At 70.9% G+C, this 18,481-nt stretch carries 13 protein-coding genes; 12 read left to right on the top strand and 1 reads right to left on the bottom strand.

From position 1 onward, the window contains the following. Positions 1-223 precede the first annotated feature (223 nt). The 9 genes from rplU (at position 224) to ACFT4A_RS07730 (ending at position 12,973) form a co-directional block, all read left to right on the top strand. Complete coding sequence (rplU, locus tag ACFT4A_RS07690; RefSeq protein ID WP_382826884.1) at positions 224-544, top strand: 50S ribosomal protein L21; 321 nt, start codon at positions 224-226, stop codon at positions 542-544. A gap of 14 nt (positions 545-558) precedes the next feature. Continuing rightward, the gene (rpmA, locus tag ACFT4A_RS07695; RefSeq protein WP_031130899.1) at positions 559-813 is read left to right on the top strand and encodes a 50S ribosomal protein L27; all 255 of its coding nucleotides are present in this window, start codon (positions 559-561) and stop codon (positions 811-813) included. Positions 814-919: 106 nt separating this feature from the next. Beyond that, positions 920-2,356: a GTPase ObgE gene (gene obgE / locus ACFT4A_RS07700; RefSeq protein ID WP_382826886.1), complete on the top strand. Its 1,437-nt coding sequence runs from the start codon at positions 920-922 to the stop codon at positions 2,354-2,356. A 136-nt stretch (positions 2,357-2,492) separates the two neighbouring features. Continuing rightward, on the top strand, positions 2,493-3,995 hold the full coding sequence (locus tag ACFT4A_RS07705) for an FG-GAP repeat protein (protein ID WP_382826888.1): 1,503 nt from the start codon (positions 2,493-2,495) through the stop codon (positions 3,993-3,995). Continuing rightward, positions 3,992-5,488: an FG-GAP repeat protein gene (locus tag ACFT4A_RS07710; RefSeq protein WP_382826890.1), complete on the top strand. Its 1,497-nt coding sequence runs from the start codon at positions 3,992-3,994 to the stop codon at positions 5,486-5,488. Before ACFT4A_RS07705 ends, ACFT4A_RS07710 begins: the two co-directional genes overlap by 4 nt. Positions 5,489-5,656: 168 nt before the next feature. Further along, positions 5,657-7,204, top strand: a complete 1,548-nt coding sequence (locus tag ACFT4A_RS07715; protein ID WP_382826892.1) for an alkaline phosphatase D family protein — start codon at positions 5,657-5,659, stop codon at positions 7,202-7,204. 555 nt (positions 7,205-7,759) lie between these two features. Continuing rightward, the gene (locus ACFT4A_RS07720) at positions 7,760-9,256 is read left to right on the top strand and encodes a bifunctional cytidylyltransferase/SDR family oxidoreductase (protein ID WP_189723548.1); all 1,497 of its coding nucleotides are present in this window, start codon (positions 7,760-7,762) and stop codon (positions 9,254-9,256) included. Between the two features lie 202 nt (positions 9,257-9,458). Beyond that, entirely contained in the window at positions 9,459-11,561 is a 2,103-nt protein-coding gene (locus tag ACFT4A_RS07725; RefSeq protein WP_382827158.1) for a hypothetical protein, read from the top strand. Between the two features lie 203 nt (positions 11,562-11,764). Beyond that, complete coding sequence (locus ACFT4A_RS07730) at positions 11,765-12,973, top strand: glycosyltransferase family 2 protein (protein WP_382826894.1); 1,209 nt, start codon at positions 11,765-11,767, stop codon at positions 12,971-12,973. 64 nt (positions 12,974-13,037) lie between these two features. Here the strand turns inward: ACFT4A_RS07730 and ACFT4A_RS07735 are convergent, their stop codons facing one another. Further along, on the bottom strand, positions 13,038-15,074 hold the full coding sequence (locus ACFT4A_RS07735; protein WP_382827160.1) for a hypothetical protein: 2,037 nt from the start codon (positions 15,072-15,074) through the stop codon (positions 13,038-13,040). Positions 15,075-15,391: 317 nt separating this feature from the next. Here ACFT4A_RS07735 and proB point away from each other — a divergent pair, with 317 nt between their 5' ends. The 3 genes from proB (at position 15,392) to ACFT4A_RS07750 (ending at position 18,481) form a co-directional block, all read left to right on the top strand. After that, on the top strand, positions 15,392-16,498 hold the full coding sequence (proB, locus tag ACFT4A_RS07740) for a glutamate 5-kinase (RefSeq protein ID WP_382827162.1): 1,107 nt from the start codon (positions 15,392-15,394) through the stop codon (positions 16,496-16,498). Between the two features lie 134 nt (positions 16,499-16,632). After that, on the top strand, positions 16,633-17,091 hold the full coding sequence (locus ACFT4A_RS07745) for a hypothetical protein (protein WP_382827163.1): 459 nt from the start codon (positions 16,633-16,635) through the stop codon (positions 17,089-17,091). A gap of 103 nt (positions 17,092-17,194) precedes the next feature. After that, the gene (locus tag ACFT4A_RS07750) at positions 17,195-18,481 is read left to right on the top strand and encodes a glutamate-5-semialdehyde dehydrogenase (protein WP_382826896.1); all 1,287 of its coding nucleotides are present in this window, start codon (positions 17,195-17,197) and stop codon (positions 18,479-18,481) included.

Here is an 18,481-nt window from a genome sequence, read left to right on the forward strand (position 1 = left end):
CGCCCCTGTGCGACCGGCGTGACCGGTCGCACAGGCGGCGGACCGGCCTCGGTTTGACCCCCTTGGCCGGGGCCCCGTAACCTTGACCGTCGGCGTGTCGAATGACGCGTCACATCCCCGTAAACCTCACCCTCCGGGCGCCGGGCGCCCAGGAGAGGCTGCTCGCTGAGTCGGGCGGCTGGCCTGCGGGGGTGCCGTTTCCCCGAGCGAGAGAGAGTTCCGCGTGTACGCCATCGTGCGCAGCGGTGGTCGCCAGCACAAGGTTGCTGTCGGCGACATCGTTGAGGTTGACAAGATTTCCACTGCCCAGGTTGGCGACACGGTCGAGCTCTCGACCCTGCTCGTTGTCGACGGCGACTCCGTGACCAGCGACCCGTGGGTGCTGGCCGGCATCAAGGTCCAGGCTGAGATCGTGGACCACCACAAGGGCCAGAAGATCGACATTCTGCGCTACAAGAACAAGACCGGCTACCGCCGTCGTCAGGGCCACCGCCAGCAGTACACGGCGATCAAGGTCACTGAGATCCCCGCGGCTGCGAAGTAAGGGACTGAGGAGAAATGGCACACAAGAAGGGCGCATCGTCCACTCGGAACGGTCGCGACTCCAATGCCCAGCGGCTCGGCGTGAAGCGCTTCGGCGGTCAGGTCGTCAACGCGGGTGAGATCCTGGTCCGTCAGCGTGGCACCCACTTCCACCCGGGCTCCGGCGTCGGCCGTGGCGGCGACGACACGCTGTTCGCCCTGGCCGCCGGTTCGGTGCAGTTCGGCACCCACCGTGGCCGCAAGGTCGTGAACATCGTTCCGGTCGCCTGACCGGAAACTTTCGCGAGGCGGACCTCACTTCCCTCACGGGAAGCGGGTCCGCCTTTCGCGTGTTGGTTCTCAGAGAACACCCCGTACGTAACTGGAGGCACATCCCATGACCACCTTCGTGGACCGCGTCGAGCTGCATGTCGCCGCGGGTAACGGAGGCCACGGCTGTGCCTCCGTCCACCGTGAGAAGTTCAAGCCGCTGGGCGGACCGGACGGCGGCAACGGCGGTCGCGGCGGGGACGTGATCCTCACCGTCGACCAGTCCATCACCACGCTTCTCGAGTACCACCACTCCCCGCACCGCAAGGCCACCAACGGCAAGCCCGGCGAGGGCGGCAACCGCTCCGGCAAGGACGGGCAGGACCTGGTGCTGGCGGTGCCGGACGGCACGGTGGTGCTGGACAAGGCGGGCAACGTCCTCGCCGACCTGGTCGGGCACGGCACGTCCTTCATCGCCGCGCAGGGCGGCCGGGGCGGGCTCGGCAACGCTGCGCTGGCCTCCGCGCGGCGCAAGGCGCCCGGCTTCGCGCTGCTCGGCGAGCCGGGGGACCTGAGGGACGTCGTCCTGGAGCTGAAGACGGTCGCCGACGTGGCGCTCGTCGGGTATCCGAGCGCCGGCAAGTCGTCCCTGATCTCGGTGCTGAGCGCCGCCCGGCCGAAGATCGCCGACTACCCCTTCACCACGCTCGTGCCGAACCTCGGTGTCGTCACGGCCGGCTCGACCGTGTACACGATCGCCGACGTGCCCGGGCTGATCCCCGGGGCCAGCCAGGGCAAGGGCCTGGGCCTGGAGTTCCTGCGGCACGTGGAGCGGTGCAGTGTCCTCGTGCACGTCCTGGACACCGCCACGCTGGAGTCCGACCGCGACCCGGCCTCCGACCTCGACGTCATCGAGGAGGAGCTGCGGCAGTACGGCGGGCTGGACCGGCGCCCGCGGATCGTCGTCCTGAACAAGACCGACGTACCGGACGGCAAGGACCTGGCCGAAATGGTGCGGCCCGACCTGGAGGCGCGCGGCTACCGCGTGTTCGAGGTGTCGGCCGTGGCGCACCTGGGGCTGAAGGAGCTGTCGTTCGCACTCGCGGAGCTGGTGGCCACGGCCCGGGCCGCGAAGCCGAAGGACGAGGCCACCCGGATCGTGATCCGGCCCAAGGCCGTCGACGACACGGGCTTCACCGTGACCCGCGAGGCCGACGGCCTGTTCCGGGTGCGCGGCGAGAAGCCCGAGCGGTGGGTGCGGCAGACCGACTTCAACAACGACGAGGCGGTCGGGTACCTGGCGGACCGGCTCAACCGGCTCGGTGTCGAAGAGGCGCTGGTGAAGGCGGGTGCCCGGGGCGGCGACGGCGTCGCCATCGGACCCGAGGACAACGCGGTCGTCTTCGACTGGGAGCCGTCCCTGACGGCCGGTGCGGAGATGCTGGGCCGACGGGGCGAGGACCACCGGTTCGAGGGAGAGCGCCCGGCCGCGCAGCGCCGTAGGGACCGGCAGGCCGAGAGGGACGAGGCGCAGCAGGAGTTCGACGACTTCGAGCCGTTCTGAGTTAACAAAGAGCAAATTCGCGACCGACTTTGATGCAACCAAGTCGCTCTCCGGGATGTCGTACAGGGCGGAGCGGATGAGGATCTTGTTCCTCTCCGCTCAGCAACTGCCCATGCGATCAACGGAGTTGACGTACGTGCCCCAGTCCACGAGCAAGCGCAGGATCGGTCGAGGCATCGGAGTCGCGGCGGCGATCGCCGTCGCCGCCGCCGTCACCGCCCCGGTGGCCGCGCAGGCCGCCGGCGCGGCCGTCACCGCCCCGGCCGCCGCGTCGAAGCTCCACGACGACTTCAACGGCGACGGCTACCAGGACCTGGCGGTCGCCGACTCGCACGGCAAGGTCGACGGGAAGGCCCGGGCCGGATACGTGGCCGTCGTGTACGGCTCGGCCAAGGGACTCGACCTCGGCCACAAGCAGGTCATCAGCCAGAACACCCCGGGCATACCGGGTGCGGCGGAGGCCGACGACTACTACGGCGAGGGCATCGCCGCAGGTGACCTCGACGGCGACGGCTACGCCGATCTGGTCGTGGGGGCCCCGAGCGAGGACGTCGGGGACGTCACGGCCGCCGGCACACTCGCCGTGCTGTGGGGCGGGAAGCAGGGTCTGTCCGGCGGTACGGCCGTCGCGACCGGCACCGAGGAGGACCGGGTCGACTCGAAGACCCCGGCGCTCGGCGACTTCGACAACGACGGCCACCTGGACCTCGCCACCGGCAACCGCCTGCTGTCCGGGCCGTTCGACCGCACCGCCGGCGCCGCGAGCAGCCGCACCCTCGCCCTGGAACCCGCGTACGTCACGGACGACGTGGCCGCGGGCGACGTCGACCACGACGGCGTCACCGACCTGGTCGCGCTCATCCACGACGTCAGCGACGACGACATGCACGACCCCGACTACAGGCACCGTCGCGCGGTCTATCTGCGCGGTACACCGGACGGCCTGAGCAAGCCCGTCGAGCTGAAGAACCCTGACGGCACACGCATGCGCGGCGGCGAGGACCTCGGCATCGGTGACGTGAACAAGGACGGGTTCGCCGACCTCGTGATCGGCCGTTCGAACGACGGCTTCGGCGAAACCGACCTGGACGACCCGCTGCTGAAGGGCGGCCAGATCGGTGTGGTGCACGGCTCGGCCGACGGCCCCGACACCTCCCGTACGACGATCATCACGCAGAACACTCCCGGTGTGCCGGGCGACGCGGAGTGGGCCGACGGCTTCGGCGGGGGCATCTCCGTCGGTGACATCAACGCGGACGGCTACGCGGACGTCTCCACCGGCAGCGCGAGCGAGGCCATCGGAGAGGTGTACGCGGCCGGCCAGGTCACCGTCCTGCGCGGCGGCAAGTCCGGGCTGAGCGGCAACGGCGCCTTCAGCATGAGCCAGAACACCAAGAACGTCCCGGGTGAGGCGGAGCAGAACGACTTCTTCGGCGCCGAGACCAAGCTCCTCGACGTCAACGGCGACGGCCGGGCCGAGCTGTTCGCCGGTGCGACCGGTGAGAACCGGGACGGCGGAGTCTGGGCGTTCCCGAACCCCGTCAACGCCCCCACCGCCACCGGCTCGGTCAGCTTCGGCGCGGGCACCCTCGGCACGGGCGCGAACGGCTCCGCCCTCGGCTCGGGCTTCACCCGATGAGCGCGCGCTTCCGTTCCCGCCGCGGCCGGCTCGCCTTGGCCACCGGCCTCGTCCTCCTCACGGGCGCGCTGGCGGTCCCGGCCGCCCACGCCGCGCCCCCGAGCGCCACGCCGAACGCCGAGCGTCCGCGTGACGACTTCAACGGCGACGGCTACGCCGACCTCGCCACGGCCGCCCCGGCCGCGACCGTCGGCGGCAAGAAGGGCGCCGGCTACGTCGCCGTGCTCTACGGCACGGCGAACGGGCTGACGACGACGAAGAGGCAGGTGTTCAGCCAGAACACGGCCGGCGTGCCCGGCAGCGCCGAGACGGACGACGCGTTCGGCAGCGCGCTCGGCACCGCCGACCTCGACCGCGACGGATACGCGGACCTGGTCGTCGGTGTGGGCGGCGAGGACACGGCCGACGGCGGCACCGACTCCGGCCTGGTCGAGGTCCTGTGGGGCGGCCCGCAGGGGCTGTCCGGCAGTGCCGCATTGGCCACCGGGAAGGAGCACGACGGGCTCGGCCGCCAGGGACGCCTGACCGTCGGGGACGTCGACGGCGACGGTGCCGAGGACCTGGTGACCGTGGAGAACCAGTTCAACCTGCGCGTGGTGAACGGACCCTTCGCCCGGGACGGCTCCACGGCCCGCGACGAGCAGATCGTGACGGACGAGTTCGACAGCCGCTTCCTCGACCTGGCCACCGGCGACGTCAACGGCGACGGCGTCACCGACGTCGCCGCCACCCAGAACGACGGCGACGAGTGGGACGCCCGCCGGGTCGTGTACTGGCAGGGCTCCCGGCAGGGACTCAAGCCGTACACCACCGTGAAGGGCGCCGACGGCTACCGGATCCAGGGCGGCGAGAACCTCGACATCGGGGACGTCGACCAGGACGGCGTCGACGACATCGTGGTCGGCAGGGCCGTCACCGGGTACGACAGCGACCTCGACACCCCCGCCGCCAAGGGCGGCCGGGTCACCTGGATCCCGGGCACCTCGAACGGGCCGGACGGCACCAAGGCCACGCACCTCAACCAGGACAGCCCCGGGGTGCCGGGTGCCGCCGAGGCGGGCGACGGCTTCGGGACGGATGTCCGGGTCGCCGACGTCAACGGCGACGGCTACCCGGACGTGGCGACCGGGCTGCCCGGTGAGGACCTGGACGGCGTGGCCGACGCGGGCTCGGTCGTCGTGCTGCGCGGCAGCGCGAAGGGGCTCACCGGCACCGGCGCCCAGGTCGTCACGCAGGACACGCCGAACGTGCCGGGCGCCCCCGAGAAGGGCGACACCTTCGGCTCGGCCGTGCACCTCGCCGACGCGAACCACGACGGCCTGGCCGACCTGGCCGCCGGCGCGGCGGGGGAGAACGCCAAGGCCGGGTCCGTCTGGTACTTCAGGTCCGGTCCCACGACCGTCGTGAGCCCGAACGGCACGACGACCTTCGGCAACACGCTCCTCGGCACCACCCCCACGGGCGCTCGGCTCGGTAGCGTCTTCGCCGACTGATCATCCGTCAGACCCGTCCCGGCAACGGCTTGTTCCGGTGCTGGCGGCGGGTCTCTTTTTGTCTGCTTAGTTGTCATGTACGTGAACCCCGGCGTTCAGCGGGCGGGTCGCCCGCGAGCGTGAAGCTTCCCAGAGTCCATGTGGCCAGCGAGGTAAGGGAGTCAGCCGATGACAGCAGGATCGCCCGACCGACGCCGCTTTCTGACCGCCGGCGCCGCGGTGCTCGGCGCCGCCGCCTCCGCCCAGTTGTGGCTCCCGGCCGCCGCCCGCGCGGCCGAGACGCCGCTCCCCGACGGTGTGTTCAGCCTCGGCGTCTCCTCAGGTGACCCGCTGCCTGACGGCATAGTGCTGTGGACCAGGCTCGCCCCCGACCCGCTGAACGGCGGGGGCATGCCGGACCGGGTGGTGCCGGTGGAGTGGCAGCTCGCGGAGGACCACCGGTTCAGAAAGCTCGTCCGCCGGGGCACCGCCCAGGCCCGGCCCGAGTACGGGCACAGCGTTCACGTGGACGTACGCGGGCTGCGCGCGGACCGCAGGTACTGGTACCGCTTCCGCACCAGCGGGCAGCTCTCACCCGTCGGCCGCACCCGCACCGCGCCCCACCCCCACAGCTCCGGTGGCTCCCTGCGCATGGCTCTCGCCTCCTGCCAGAACTGGCAGCACGGCTATTTCACGCCATACGCAGACATGCTCGATCAGGACCCCGACGTCGTGGTGTTCGTCGGCGACTACATCTACGAGTCCACGCCCTCGGCGACGGCCCTGCGACGGCACGAGGGCACCGGTGAGCCGTTCAGCCTCGTCCAGTACCGCAACCGGTACGCCCAGTACCGCACCGACCCGGACCTCGCGGCGATGCAGGCGAACGCGCCCTTCGTGGTGAGCTTCGACGACCACGAGGTGGACAACGACTTCGCGGGCGAGATCCCGCAGGACCCCGACAAGCAGCCGCACGACGCGTTCGTGGCCCGCCTGACCGCGGCCTACCAGGCGTTCTACGAGCACATGCCGGTCCGTGCCACCGCCGTCCCGGACGGCCCGCACATACGGATGCACCGCCGTCTGGAGTTCGGCCGCCTGGCCCGGCTCAACGTCCTGGACACCCGGCAGTACCGCAGCGACCAGGCCACCAGCCAGGCCGGGGCCCAGGACCCGTCGCTGACCATGCTGGGCGCGCAGCAGAAGCGGTGGCTGCTGGACGGGCTCAAGGACTCGCCCGCGCGCTGGAACCTGATCGCCTCCCAGATCATGATGGCCGAGACGGACCTCAAGGTCGGCGAGGGCAAGCTCTGGTTCTACGACGCCTGGGACGGCTACCAGGCCGAACGCAACGCGTTCCTCCAGGAGTTCAAGCAGGTCCGCAACCCGGTGGTGCTCTCCGGCGACCGGCACCTGACGATGATCAGCGACCTCAGGGAGGACTACGCCGACCCGGACTCCGCGGTCGTCGGCGCCGAGTTCGTCGGCACGTCCATCTCCAGCAACGGCGACCAGGACCAGGAGGCGTTCCGCAAGGAGTGGGACCCGCGGCGCCCGGACAACCCGCACTGGAAGCTGCTCGACGCGCACCGCGGCTACCACCTCTTCGACGTCCGCCGTGACGGCATCGACGCGCGGGTGAGGGTGGTCGACACCGTACGGCAGCCGACCTCGACACCGAGCACGGTGGCGACGCTGCGGGTCGAGGCGGGCCGGCCGGGCGTCGAGGTGGTCTGACGCCCTTTTGACCATGAAACGGACGAGAGCCCGGGACTCATCGGAGTCCCGGGCTCTTCCGGCTCTTCTCTTACCCCGACCGAGATCGAAATGCTGCGCAATCTTTACCGAGAATTCCGCGGCAAAGGGCGGCCGGGCGAACGGTATTCGGGACTTGCCCGCGCCCCCGTGACTCCGAAGCTTATGAAGAACGCGTGCCGCCCCGTGCCCGGGAAGGTGAAGACCTGTCCGTGACGACTGACACGGCGGCCGGGGGCCACGCGCCGTCGCCAAGACGCGTACCGTGCACCAGACATCGTCCCCGACATCGCTCAAGGAACTGGTGAAGGCCCTCCGGTCGCCGCTGTCCCACGCGGCTCTGACGCCGCTGCGCTCCTGTGGAGTTACTCACAGCGCATTTCGAGGGTCTTCACGGAGCCGTCTCACCAATCACCGGCACTCCCAGGTGAATGACAGGTTGCGCGCACATATGTGGCGAAGGTCGCTCACCTTGCACTGCGGTAACCACAAGTGGGACCATTTCCAAGTTCCCTGTTGCCCCGAGGTAGGTCACCTGTGTCCCAGCACATAGCCAAGCCCCGTACCACCGCAGTGATCCTGGCTGGTGGTACCGGTCAGCGCGTGGGTCTGTCGATCCCCAAGCAGCTGCTGAAGATCGCCGGCAAGGCAGTCATCGAGCACACGCTGACCACCTTCGAGAACGCCGACTCGATCGACGACGTCATCGTGCTGATGGCGCAGGGCTACGTGCCCGACATCGAGAAGATCGTGGCGAAGGCCGGATTCAAGAAGGTCTCGAAGGTCATCGAGGGCGGCTCCACGCGGAACGAGACCACCGAGCGCGCCATCGCCGCGCTGGGCGAGGGCCTGGCCGAGGGCGAGGACGCCAACGTCCTCTTCCACGACGCCGTGCGCCCCCTGCTGTCGCAGCGCGTCATCGACGACTGCGTCGTCGCGCTGGAGCGCTTCCAGGCCGTCGACGTGGCCATCCCGTCCGCGGACACCATCATCGTCACGCGCACGCACGGCGAGGACGGCGAGTTCATCACCGAGATCCCGGACCGCTCCCGGCTGCGCCGCGGCCAGACCCCGCAGGCCTTCAAGCTGTCCACGATCAAGCGTGCCTACGAGGTCGCCTCGAACGACCCCAACTTCCAGGCCACCGACGACTGCTCCGTCGTGCTCAAGTACCTGCCGGACGTGCCGATCCACGTCGTCGCGGGTGACGAGTACAACATGAAGGTCACGCAGCCCGTCGACGTCTTCATCGCCGACAAGCTCTTCCAGCTCGCCTCGACCGCCGCGCCGGAGCAGGTCTCCGAGGAGGCCTACCGCGAGCTCCTCACCGGCAAGACCATGGTCGTCTTCGGCGGCTCCTACGGCATCGGCAAGGACATCGGCGAGCTCGCCGAGTCCTACGGCGCCAAGGTCTACGCGCTGGGCCGCTCCACCACCGGCACCCACGTGGAGAACCCGGAGGAGGTCGACGACGCCCTGTCCAAGGCGTACGCCGAGACCGGCCGGATCGACTACGTGGTCAACACCGCGGGCGTGCTGCGCATAGGCAAGCTCGCCGAGACCGACAACGCCACCATCGAGGAGGCGCTGAAGGTCAACTACCTGGCCCCGGTGCAGATCGCCCGGTCGTCGTACAAGTACCTGTCCGAGACCAAGGGTCAGCTGCTGCTGTACACCTCCAGCAGCTACACCCGCGGTCGCGCCGAGTACAGCCTGTACTCCTCGACCAAGGCGGCCATGGTGAACCTCACCCAGGCCCTGTCCGACGAGTGGGCCGGCGACGGCGTCCGCGTCAACTGCATCAACCCCGAGCGCACCGCCACCCCCATGCGCACCAAGGCCTTCGGCCAGGAGCCCTCGGGTTCCCTGCTGTCCTCCGAGGCCGTGGCCCGCACCTCGCTCGACGTGCTGCTGTCCGAGCTGACCGGCCACGTCATCGACGTCCGCCAGCAGGACCCGACGGCCGGCGCGGCCCGGGCGTCCGGCTTCGAGCAGGCGCTCGCCACGGTTCTGGACCGGCAGGACGGCGTGTAATAATTGGCGCCAAATAGACTCCGGTAATTCAGGCCTCTGCGGTCTCCTGTTCACGACGTTCGTCGACAGGAGAGTTCGCAGGGGCCTGAATCCATACCGTCCCGCGAATATTCACAGACCAGCCGCAATTCCGAACCAGACCGGCACACCCCTCCCAAGAGCAGGTTTCTCCGTGATACCCACCGCTATTCGCGTCGCCCGGGTGGGCAGTGCGGCCCAGCTGGCCGCGGCGGTCCTCATGATGGCGGGCTACCCCGCCCTCATGCTGGCCGCGCTCGTCCCGAGCGTTCCCGCCTTCGCGGCAGCGGCCGCCGTGACGTACCTGGCGGACCACTATCTGCACCGCAAGAGCAGCTATCTGATCAACCGCCTCAGCAAGGTGCGGGCCGGCCTGTCGATCCGCTTCCTGATCCGGCAGCTGCTCCTCGTCCTGCTGCTGGCCCGGCTGTCCCTCGCGGACAACCTGATCTACTACGGGGCGATCGCCTGCTTCATCGCCTTCTACGGTCTTCAGGCCCCGCACGGCGCGCTGGTGCAGCTGATCCGCAACCGCCGCCGCATGCCGGTCGCGACCCGGAACGTCGACCTGAAGTCGCGGATCCGCATCCCGGACGCCCCGCCGCGCAAGCTGCTGCACCGCTCCGCCGAGAAGATGCTGCACATCGACCTCTTCGCGGTCGCCGGCATCCTGCTCGCCGCGCAGGTGAAGTCCGCCCTCGTCGGCTTCGTCGGCATCGGCATCACGGTGGCCCTCGGCACGCTCTACGTGCTGGCGCTCGTGCCGTTCGTGCGCGGCCGGAGGATCCCGCCGAAGGCCGACATGGTCCTGGCCGCCGTGGACGACTGGCTGGGCGAGTACCAGCCGGAGACGGTCCTGTACTTCTCCGGTTCGAAGGACTCCGCCTACCAGGTCAACATGTGGCTGGACACCATGGAGAACCTGGACTCCAAGCCGCTGATCATCCTGCGTGAACGGGCCATCCTGAACAACCTGGCGCCCACCACGGTCCCCGTCGTCTGCGTGCCCGGAGGGGTGCACCTGATGAACATGGACCTGTCCACGGTGCGTGTCGCGCTCTACGCGGCCAACGTCGGCAAGAACATCCACATGCTGCGCGTGCCCACGATCAAGCACGTCTTCATCGGCCACGGCGACAGCGACAAGCTCGCCAGCGTCAACCCGTACAGCAAGGTCTACGACGAGGTGTGGACGGCCGGCCGCGCGGGCCGCGACCGCTACGCCATCGCCGACGTCGGTGTCCGCGACGACGACATCGTCGAGGTCGGCCGCCCGCAGCTCGCCCCGATCCAGACCTGGCAGGGCGTGCCCGACGGACGTATCCCGACGGTGCTCTACGCCCCCACCTGGGAGGGCTGGGACGGCAACCCGGGCAACACCTCGGTCGTGCTGGCCGGCGAGAACATCGTGAAGCGGCTCGTGCAGGCCGACCCGCCGGTCCGCGTCCTGTACAAGCCGCACCCGTTCACCGGCAACGTCAGCAAGGAGGCCGGCGCCGCCCACCAGCGCATCACCGCCCTGGTGCGTCAGGCCGCCGCCGAGCGCGCCCTCGACACGCGCTTCGCCGCCGACACGGCCGTCCAGGCCGACGCCAAGGCCGAGCTGGCCCGTATCGAGGCCCGGCTCGCGCAGCTGTCCGGCTCCGGCGGCGAGCGCCGCGACGAGGCCGAGGCCACCCGTGACGGGCAGGTCGACATCGCCCGGCACGAGGAGGTCGCCCGGCTGCGCCGCGAGTGGAACGACGCCTACTGGCGTTCCTTCCCCGCCTGGGAGCACCGCGTCATCACCGGCGCCGACCCGCGACTGTACGACTGCTTCAACGTCTCCGACGCGATGGTCTCCGACATCTCCAGCGTGGTCTCCGACTTCATCGCGAGCGGCAAGCCGTACGCGGTCACGGACTCCGCCGAGGTGGGCGTCGAGGAGTTCAAGCGGAACAACACGGCGGTGCGCGCCGCGGTGATCCTGTCCAACAGCGCGGCCGAGCTGGGCGAGCTGCTCGGCGCCGTCCGCGACCGGGCCGCCGATCCGCTGGCCGAGGACCGCAAGGAGCTCAAGCAGTACCTGCTGGGCCCGGACGAGCCGACCTCCCTCGTCCAGTTCAACACCGCCGTCGCGAACCTCGCGCTCAAGGCCGAGACGCGCAACGTCGGCCAGGAGTCACGGGTCGCGGCCGCCCTGGCCGATGCCGAGGTCGACGCCGAGGCCGATGCCGAGCTGGCGAACGCCGTGCCCGGGCAGCGGGCGGCCGCGGCCGGTGACACGGACGGTGTCGGCGCGGGCTGAACAGCCGCCTGATCAAGGGCTCGGCCCCCGAGGAGCGTCTTCCTCGGGGGCCGAGCCCTTTCGCGTGCCCGCTGTCTGTCGATTCATTGTGTGACGTGTCCCACTAACACGTGCGTGCGAGGCAACCGCTTGCCCTGATCACCCGTCTACCAAGTAGCGAATGAGGCGATACGGGGGGAATATCCCATTGACTAGGGGGAAACGTGACCGTTGCGCAGCCTGATGTGAGTGTGGTCATCGGGGCGTACGAAGCGATGCCGTATCTGATCGAGTGCCTCTCGTCCGTCGAGGCACAGACCATCGATCCAGAGCGCGTCGAGGTCATCGCGGTGGACGACGGATCGACGGACGGCACGGGGGAGTACCTGGAGGAGTTCGCCGAGCGCGCTCCCATGAATGTCCTGGTGATCCGGCAGGAGAACTCCGGCGGCCCCAGCGGCCCGCGCAACGTCGGCCTGGCCAAGGCGACCGGGCGTTACGTCTTCTTCCTCGACGCCGACGACCGGCTGGGCCCCGAGGCCCTGGAGCGGATGGTCGGCATGGCCGACCGCGCGGGCACGGACGTCGTCCTCGGCAAGGTCGAGGGCGTCAACCGCTCCGCGCCGAAGTCCATGTGGGGCAAGACGGTGGAGCGGACCGACGTCTTCTCCTCCAACATCAAGTTCACGCTCAGCGCGCAGAAGCTGTTCCGCCGCGAGCTGCTGGACCGGCACGGCATGCGGTTCGACGAATCGCTGTTCACCGGCGAGGACGCGCTGTTCACCATGGAGGCCTATCTGCGGGCGGACGGCGTCTCCGTGGTCGCCGACCACACCTGCTACTACCTGGTCGGCCGCGACGACGGCAAGCACGTGACCAAGAGCGGCAGTTACGCGCTGCGGTTCGACTCCGCGCGGGCCCTGATGAACCTCATCGCCGAGCACGTCCCCGCGGGCGGCCGACGCGACCAGCTCATGCTGCGGCCGTTACTCGTCACGCTGCTGCCGCAGTTCGGGCCCAAGTACCTCACGGACAGCGAGGAGATCCGCCGGCACAAGTTCGAGCTGGCCAAGCCCCTGCTGGACGCCCACTGGACCGAGGGCGCCGCCCAGCGCCTCAGGGTCCACGAGCGGCTGCGGCTGCACCTGGTCGCCGAGCAGCGGCCCGAACTCCTCGTCGAGGTCGTGAAGTTCGTCAAGGCCAAGAAGCAGGCGGCGGCGCTCCTGGAGCGCAAGGGCCGCCGCGTCTACTTGGCCTACCCGCACTTCCGCGACCGCGACGCCGGCATCCCCGACTCGGTGTACCTCGCCGAGCCGCGGGAGGCCCGGGCCTTCCCGGGCTACCGCGAGGGCGGCGCCCACACGTTCGTACGCCGGGCGGTACGCAAGGCGCGGCGGGTGCTGACGTCGCGTGAGGTGCGGCCGGCGGCGTGAACACGGAAACGGGGGCCGGAATCTCGCCCGGCCCCCGCGTTCGTCCCCCATCTGTACCGGCTGCTCAGCGCGGTGCGGTCGGGAGTGCCGTCTCCGTGCGCTGGCCGGGCAGTTCCGCCGACAGCCGTTCCGCCACCCGTGCCCGGTGGTCCCGGGCCGTCTCGCACAGCTCCCGTACGGCCGTGTCGAACCGCTCCTGCGACGGCGGCTCGGCCGGGCCCAGCAGACGCAGCTTCAACGCGGCCCGCGCCTCGGCCAGTTCGTCCTTCTCCGGGTGCCGGACCGCCTCCAGCAGGGCCGGCACCCCCTCGGCGTCCGGCGTCAGCACCGTCGCCGCCACCACCGTCGGGAACGCCGTGCGGAACGCGTCCTCGCTCAGCCCGCTGGTGTTCGCCACCGCGTGCGGCTTCTCGCTCGCCAGGAAGTCGCTGATCACGCTCGACACATCACTGACCAGCAGGTCGGCCACATCGAAGCAGGAGTACAGCGCGGGCCGGACGTCCGTGATGATCTGGTGCTCGCCCTCCGGCAGCGACGCCCAGTACGCCTCCTCCCAGGCCGCCGTCGCCCGTGCCACCGCCTCGGCCCGGCCCGGCTCCGGCGCCGACTGCACCCGCATGCGCTCCACCGTGTCGGCCCCGGCCCGGAAAACGGCCGTGGTGAGACGGTCCAACTCCCGCGTGAGACGGTCGAGTCCGGCGGCGCCCGAGGGGCGTGCCCCCGTCCGCTCCCGGTTCGCCGCCCGGATCAGCTCCCGGATCCGCAGATCGGCCGCGCCCGCGCGCGGGTCCACCGACCCCGTCAGCGGATGCGGCTTGTACAGCAGCCGCACACCCGGGTCGGCGAGCAGCGCCCGCACCAGGTTCTCGCCGGCCGCGACCACCGAGGTGTTGCCGGGGTTGCCGTCCCAGCCCTCCCAGGTCGGCGCGTACAGGACCGTCGTCCACGCACCGGCCGGCGGGCCCGCGTACGGCCGTACGGCGTCCAGCTGCGGGCGGCCCGTCTCCACCACGTCCTTGTCCTCGACGCCCACCTCGGCCAGCGCGTACCGCTCGCGCGCGGCGGGCCCGGCCACCCACACCTCGTCGTAGGCCTTCGCGTACGGGTTGCACGAGGACAGCTTGTCGCTCTCGCCGTGGTTGACGAAGGTGTGCTTGATCGTGGGGATGCGCAGCACCTGGGAGGTCTTGCCGGAGTTCGACGGGTGGACGAGGACCTGCAGCGTGGAGTGCTCCAGCCGCATCAGCGTCGACACCTTCGGCAGGCAGACGATCGGGATGTCCGTCGCCGCGATCTTCTGCACCATGAACCGCTCGCGCAACACGATGACCGGCCTGCCGTCCACCCGCGCGAGCGGCTCCAGCCACATGTTCGCCTGGTAGGCCGAGGCGGCGCCGCCGGAGAAGTACAGGCCGACGGTCGGCCGGTACGCGGCCAGCCACGCGTCGAACCACTCGAGCACCTCCTGCTCACCGGCCGGGCGGCGGCCCGGCAGCAGCCGCAGCAGCAGCGCGCCGAGGCCGGTCAGCGCGAGGGCGAGGGAGAGCGCGATGCCCGCCGCCGCGTACACCGGCTCGTCGCCCGGGGCGGCGGCCAGCAGTCCGGCCGTCGCGGGCAGGCCGAACGCCAGCAGCCGATGGCCGGGGCGGCGCAGCAGCAGGGCCGGGGCCGGGGACAGCCGCAGCACCGAGGCGTCGATGTTCCGGGTCACCACCGGCAGGGTGCGGGTCCGGCGCACCAGGACGGAGACCGCCTGGATCGCGCAGTGCAGTACGTAGAAGGCGAGCAGCCCGGCCACCAGCGGGACGTACACCGTCTCCCGGTCCTGTTCGCCGAGCCGCAGCAGGCCCACGACCAGCAGCAGATCGCGCAGGACGTGCCGCACGGTGATGTCCGCGTGCGACTTGGCGAACAGCGACAGCACCCCGCGCTGCCACCGCAGCAGGGCGCCCTCGGTGGCCAGGGAGACGGCGGTCGCGGCGAGCAGCAGCGGTACGTGGGGCAGCAGCGCCGCGACCGCCTGGGCGACGAACGCGGCGGCCAGGACGACGGTGACCAGCCCCTTCAGCAGGACCGGTGGACGGGGAAGAGGTACGGGCACTGCGGTCACTCCAGGAGCGTCGGGTGTCGGCGCAGGTCGGCCGTACGGGTTAACGCGCGGCGACCTCCTGACGACACGCGCGTGTCGCCGGAGCGTAGGGGGCCTGTCGGCCCGCTGTGTCGTCGGACCGTAGCGGAAGATCGCGTTCCTGTCTTCGGCCGGGACGGAACTGCCCGCGGTCGTCGTCCGTGACGCGGGCAGCACCGTCCGTAGCGTGGACCGGCGCCGCGCCGGGTCTCGCCGTCCCGTAGATTTCCTGGTGAGGGACCGAATCGACGCGAGGGGCGGACGGGGACGTGGCAGGGGCAAGGCAGGCCGTGGGCGAGGCCCGCAGAATCGTCGTCAAGGTCGGTTCCTCCTCGCTGACCACCGCCTCGGGCGGCCTGGACGCGGACCGCGTGGACGCGCTGGTCGACGTGCTCGCCAAGGTCCGCAGCGGCGGGGAGCGCGAGATCGTGCTGGTCTCCTCCGGCGCCATCGCCGCGGGCCTGGCCCCGCTGGGCCTGCGCCGCCGCCCCAAGGACCTCGCCCGGCAGCAGGCCGCCGCCAGCGTCGGCCAGGGCCTGCTCGTCGCCCGCTACACCGCCTCCTTCGCCCGCTACGGCGTCCGCGTCGGCCAGGTGCTGCTGACCTCCGACGACATGAGCCGCCGCGCCCACCACCGCAACGCCTCGCGCACCCTCGACAAGCTGCTCGCGATGGGCGCCTTCCCGATCGTCAACGAGAACGACACCGTCGCCACGGACGAGATCCGCTTCGGCGACAACGACCGCCTCGCCGCCCTGGTCGCCCACCTCGTCCACGCCGACCTGCTGGTCCTGCTGTCCGACGTGGACGGCGTCTACGACGGCGACCCCGCGAGGCCCGGCACCTCCCGCATCGCCGAGGTGCGCGAGCCGTCCGACCTCGCGCACGTCGAGATCGGCAGCGCGGGCAAGGCCGGCGTCGGCACCGGCGGCATGGTCACCAAGGTCGAGGCCGCCCGGATCGCGGCCGCCGCCGGTGTCCCCGTCGTGCTCACCAGCGCCGTCCACGCGGCCGACGCCCTGACCGGCGAGGACACCGGCACCCACTTCCACCCCACCGGCAAGCGCTCCGCCGACCGGCTGCTGTGGCTCCAGCACGCCTCCACCCCGCAGGGCGCGCTGACCCTGGACGACGGTGCCGTCCAGGCCGTCGTGGACCGCCGCAAGTCGCTGCTGCCGGCCGGGATCGCCGCCGTCGAGGGCGAGTTCAGCGCAGGCGACCCGGTCGAGCTGCGGGACGGCACAGGCCGGGCGGTGGCCCGCGGGCTCGTCAACTTCGACGCCAAGGAGATCCCCCGGCTGATCGGCCGCTCCACCCGCGAGCTGGCCCGCGAACTCGGCCCCGCGTACGAACGCGAGGTCGTACACAGGGACGACCTGGTGGTCCTCCACCCGTAATGGGCCGAAACATCCGCCCCCGGTGGTGGACGTTCCGCAAAACCGCCACGCGATCCCTTGCGGCCTGCTGAACTTTGTCCCAGGGCAATATTCCGCAGGAGCACCACTGTGCAAAGGAGGCCGTCGTGAGACGAGTGCGCCCTGGGGCCACGGCGTCCCGTGGTGGTGCCGGCTCCCGCGCGGCCGGTGACGAGCGCGCCCTGACCAGTGTGGCGGCCGGGGACCGGTTCCAGGGCGAGGCCCCCGGGGACATCCCGCGCCTGTGGCACGTCACCCTCAGCGTCTCCGGCCGGGAGGCCCCGCTCACCGAGGTCAAGCGGGCCCTGGAACAGCTCGCCCACGACCACCCCTTCCTCCTGACCAGCCGCTACGCGGTCGACCACGCGGAGATCCGCTACTGGGAGGAGGCCCGCGACCTGCACGACGCGGCCGCCGTCGCCCTGCGCCTGTGGGGCGAGCACCGGCAGACCGCCGGGCTGCCGCCCTGGGAGATCGTCGGCCTGGAGGTCATCGACCGCGCGACCTACCACCAGCGCGTCGCCGAGGGGTACGGACCGCCACCGGCGTCCCCGGTCGGAGTCCACCCTTTCTGACCCGGTCCACCCCGGTCAGGGGGTGTCCCGGGAGTGCCCCGGGGGTGTCTCGGGGTGTGAAACGAACGATGAACGGACCGGCCCGGCGCACTACGCTTCTTTCATGACCACGCTTTCGCCGTACGACTCGATGTCCCCGGTCACCGAGGCCGCCTACCGCGCCAAGGCCGCCGCCGCGACCCTCGCGCCGCTGCCACGGGCCGACAAGGACGACGCGCTGCTCGCCATCGCGGACGCGCTGGAGGTCCGTACGAGCGAGATCGTCGAGGCCAACGGCAAGGACGTCGCCAAGGCCCGCGAGGCCGGCATCAGCGAAGGCATGATCGACCGGCTCACCCTCACCCCCGAGCGGGTCCGCGCCATCGCCTCCGACGTGCGCGACGTCGCCGCGCTGCCCGACCCGGTCGGCGAGGTCGTCCGCGGCTCCACGCTGCCCAACGGCATCGACCTGCGCCAGGTCCGCGTGCCGCTCGGCGTCGTCGGGATCATCTACGAGGGCCGGCCGAACGTCACCGTCGACGCCGCCGCCCTCTGCCTGAAGTCCGGCAACGCGGTCCTGCTGCGCGGCTCCTCCTCGGCCTACCAGTCGAACAGCGCCCTCGTGCGCGTCCTGCGCGACGCCGTGGGCGGGGCCGGGCTGCCCGCCGACGCCATCCAGCTGGTCCCCGGCGAGAGCCGCGACAGCGTGCGCGAGCTGATGCGCGCCCGCGGCCTGGTCGACGTGCTCATCCCGCGCGGCGGCGCCTCGCTGATCAACACGGTCGTGCAGGAGTCGACCGTCCCGGTCATCGAGACCGGCACCGGAAACTGCCATGTCTACGTCGACGCCGCCGCCGACCTCGACATGGCCGTCGACATCCTGATCAACTCCAAGGCCCAGCGGGTCGGCGTCTGCAACGCCGCCGAGACCCTCCTGGTCCACCAGGACATCGCCGCCGAGTTCCTGCCCCGCGCCCTGGAGGCCCTCGCCGGAGCCGGGGTGACCGTGCACGCCGACGAGCGCGTGCTGGCCTTCGCCAAGGACTCCAAGGCGACCGTCGTCGAGGCGACGGCCGAGGACTGGGAGAGGGAATACCTCTCGTACGACATCGCCGCGGCCGTGGTGGACTCCCTGGACAAGGCCGTCGAGCACGTCCGGCTGTGGACCTCCGGCCACACCGAGGCCATCGTCACGACCTCCCAGCAGGCAGCCCGCCGCTTCACCCAGCTGGTCGACTCCACCACCGTCGCCGTGAACACCTCCACCCGCTTCACCGACGGCGGCCAGTTCGGCTTCGGCGCGGAGATCGGCATCTCCACGCAGAAGCTGCACGCCCGCGGACCGATGGGCCTGCCGGAGCTGACCAGCACGAAGTACATCGTGACCGGCGACGGGCACGTGCGCCGCTGA

The organism is Streptomyces sp. NPDC057099 (assembly GCF_042671245.1).
GTDB classification, from domain to species: Bacteria; Actinomycetota; Actinomycetes; order Streptomycetales; family Streptomycetaceae; genus Streptomyces; species Streptomyces purpurascens.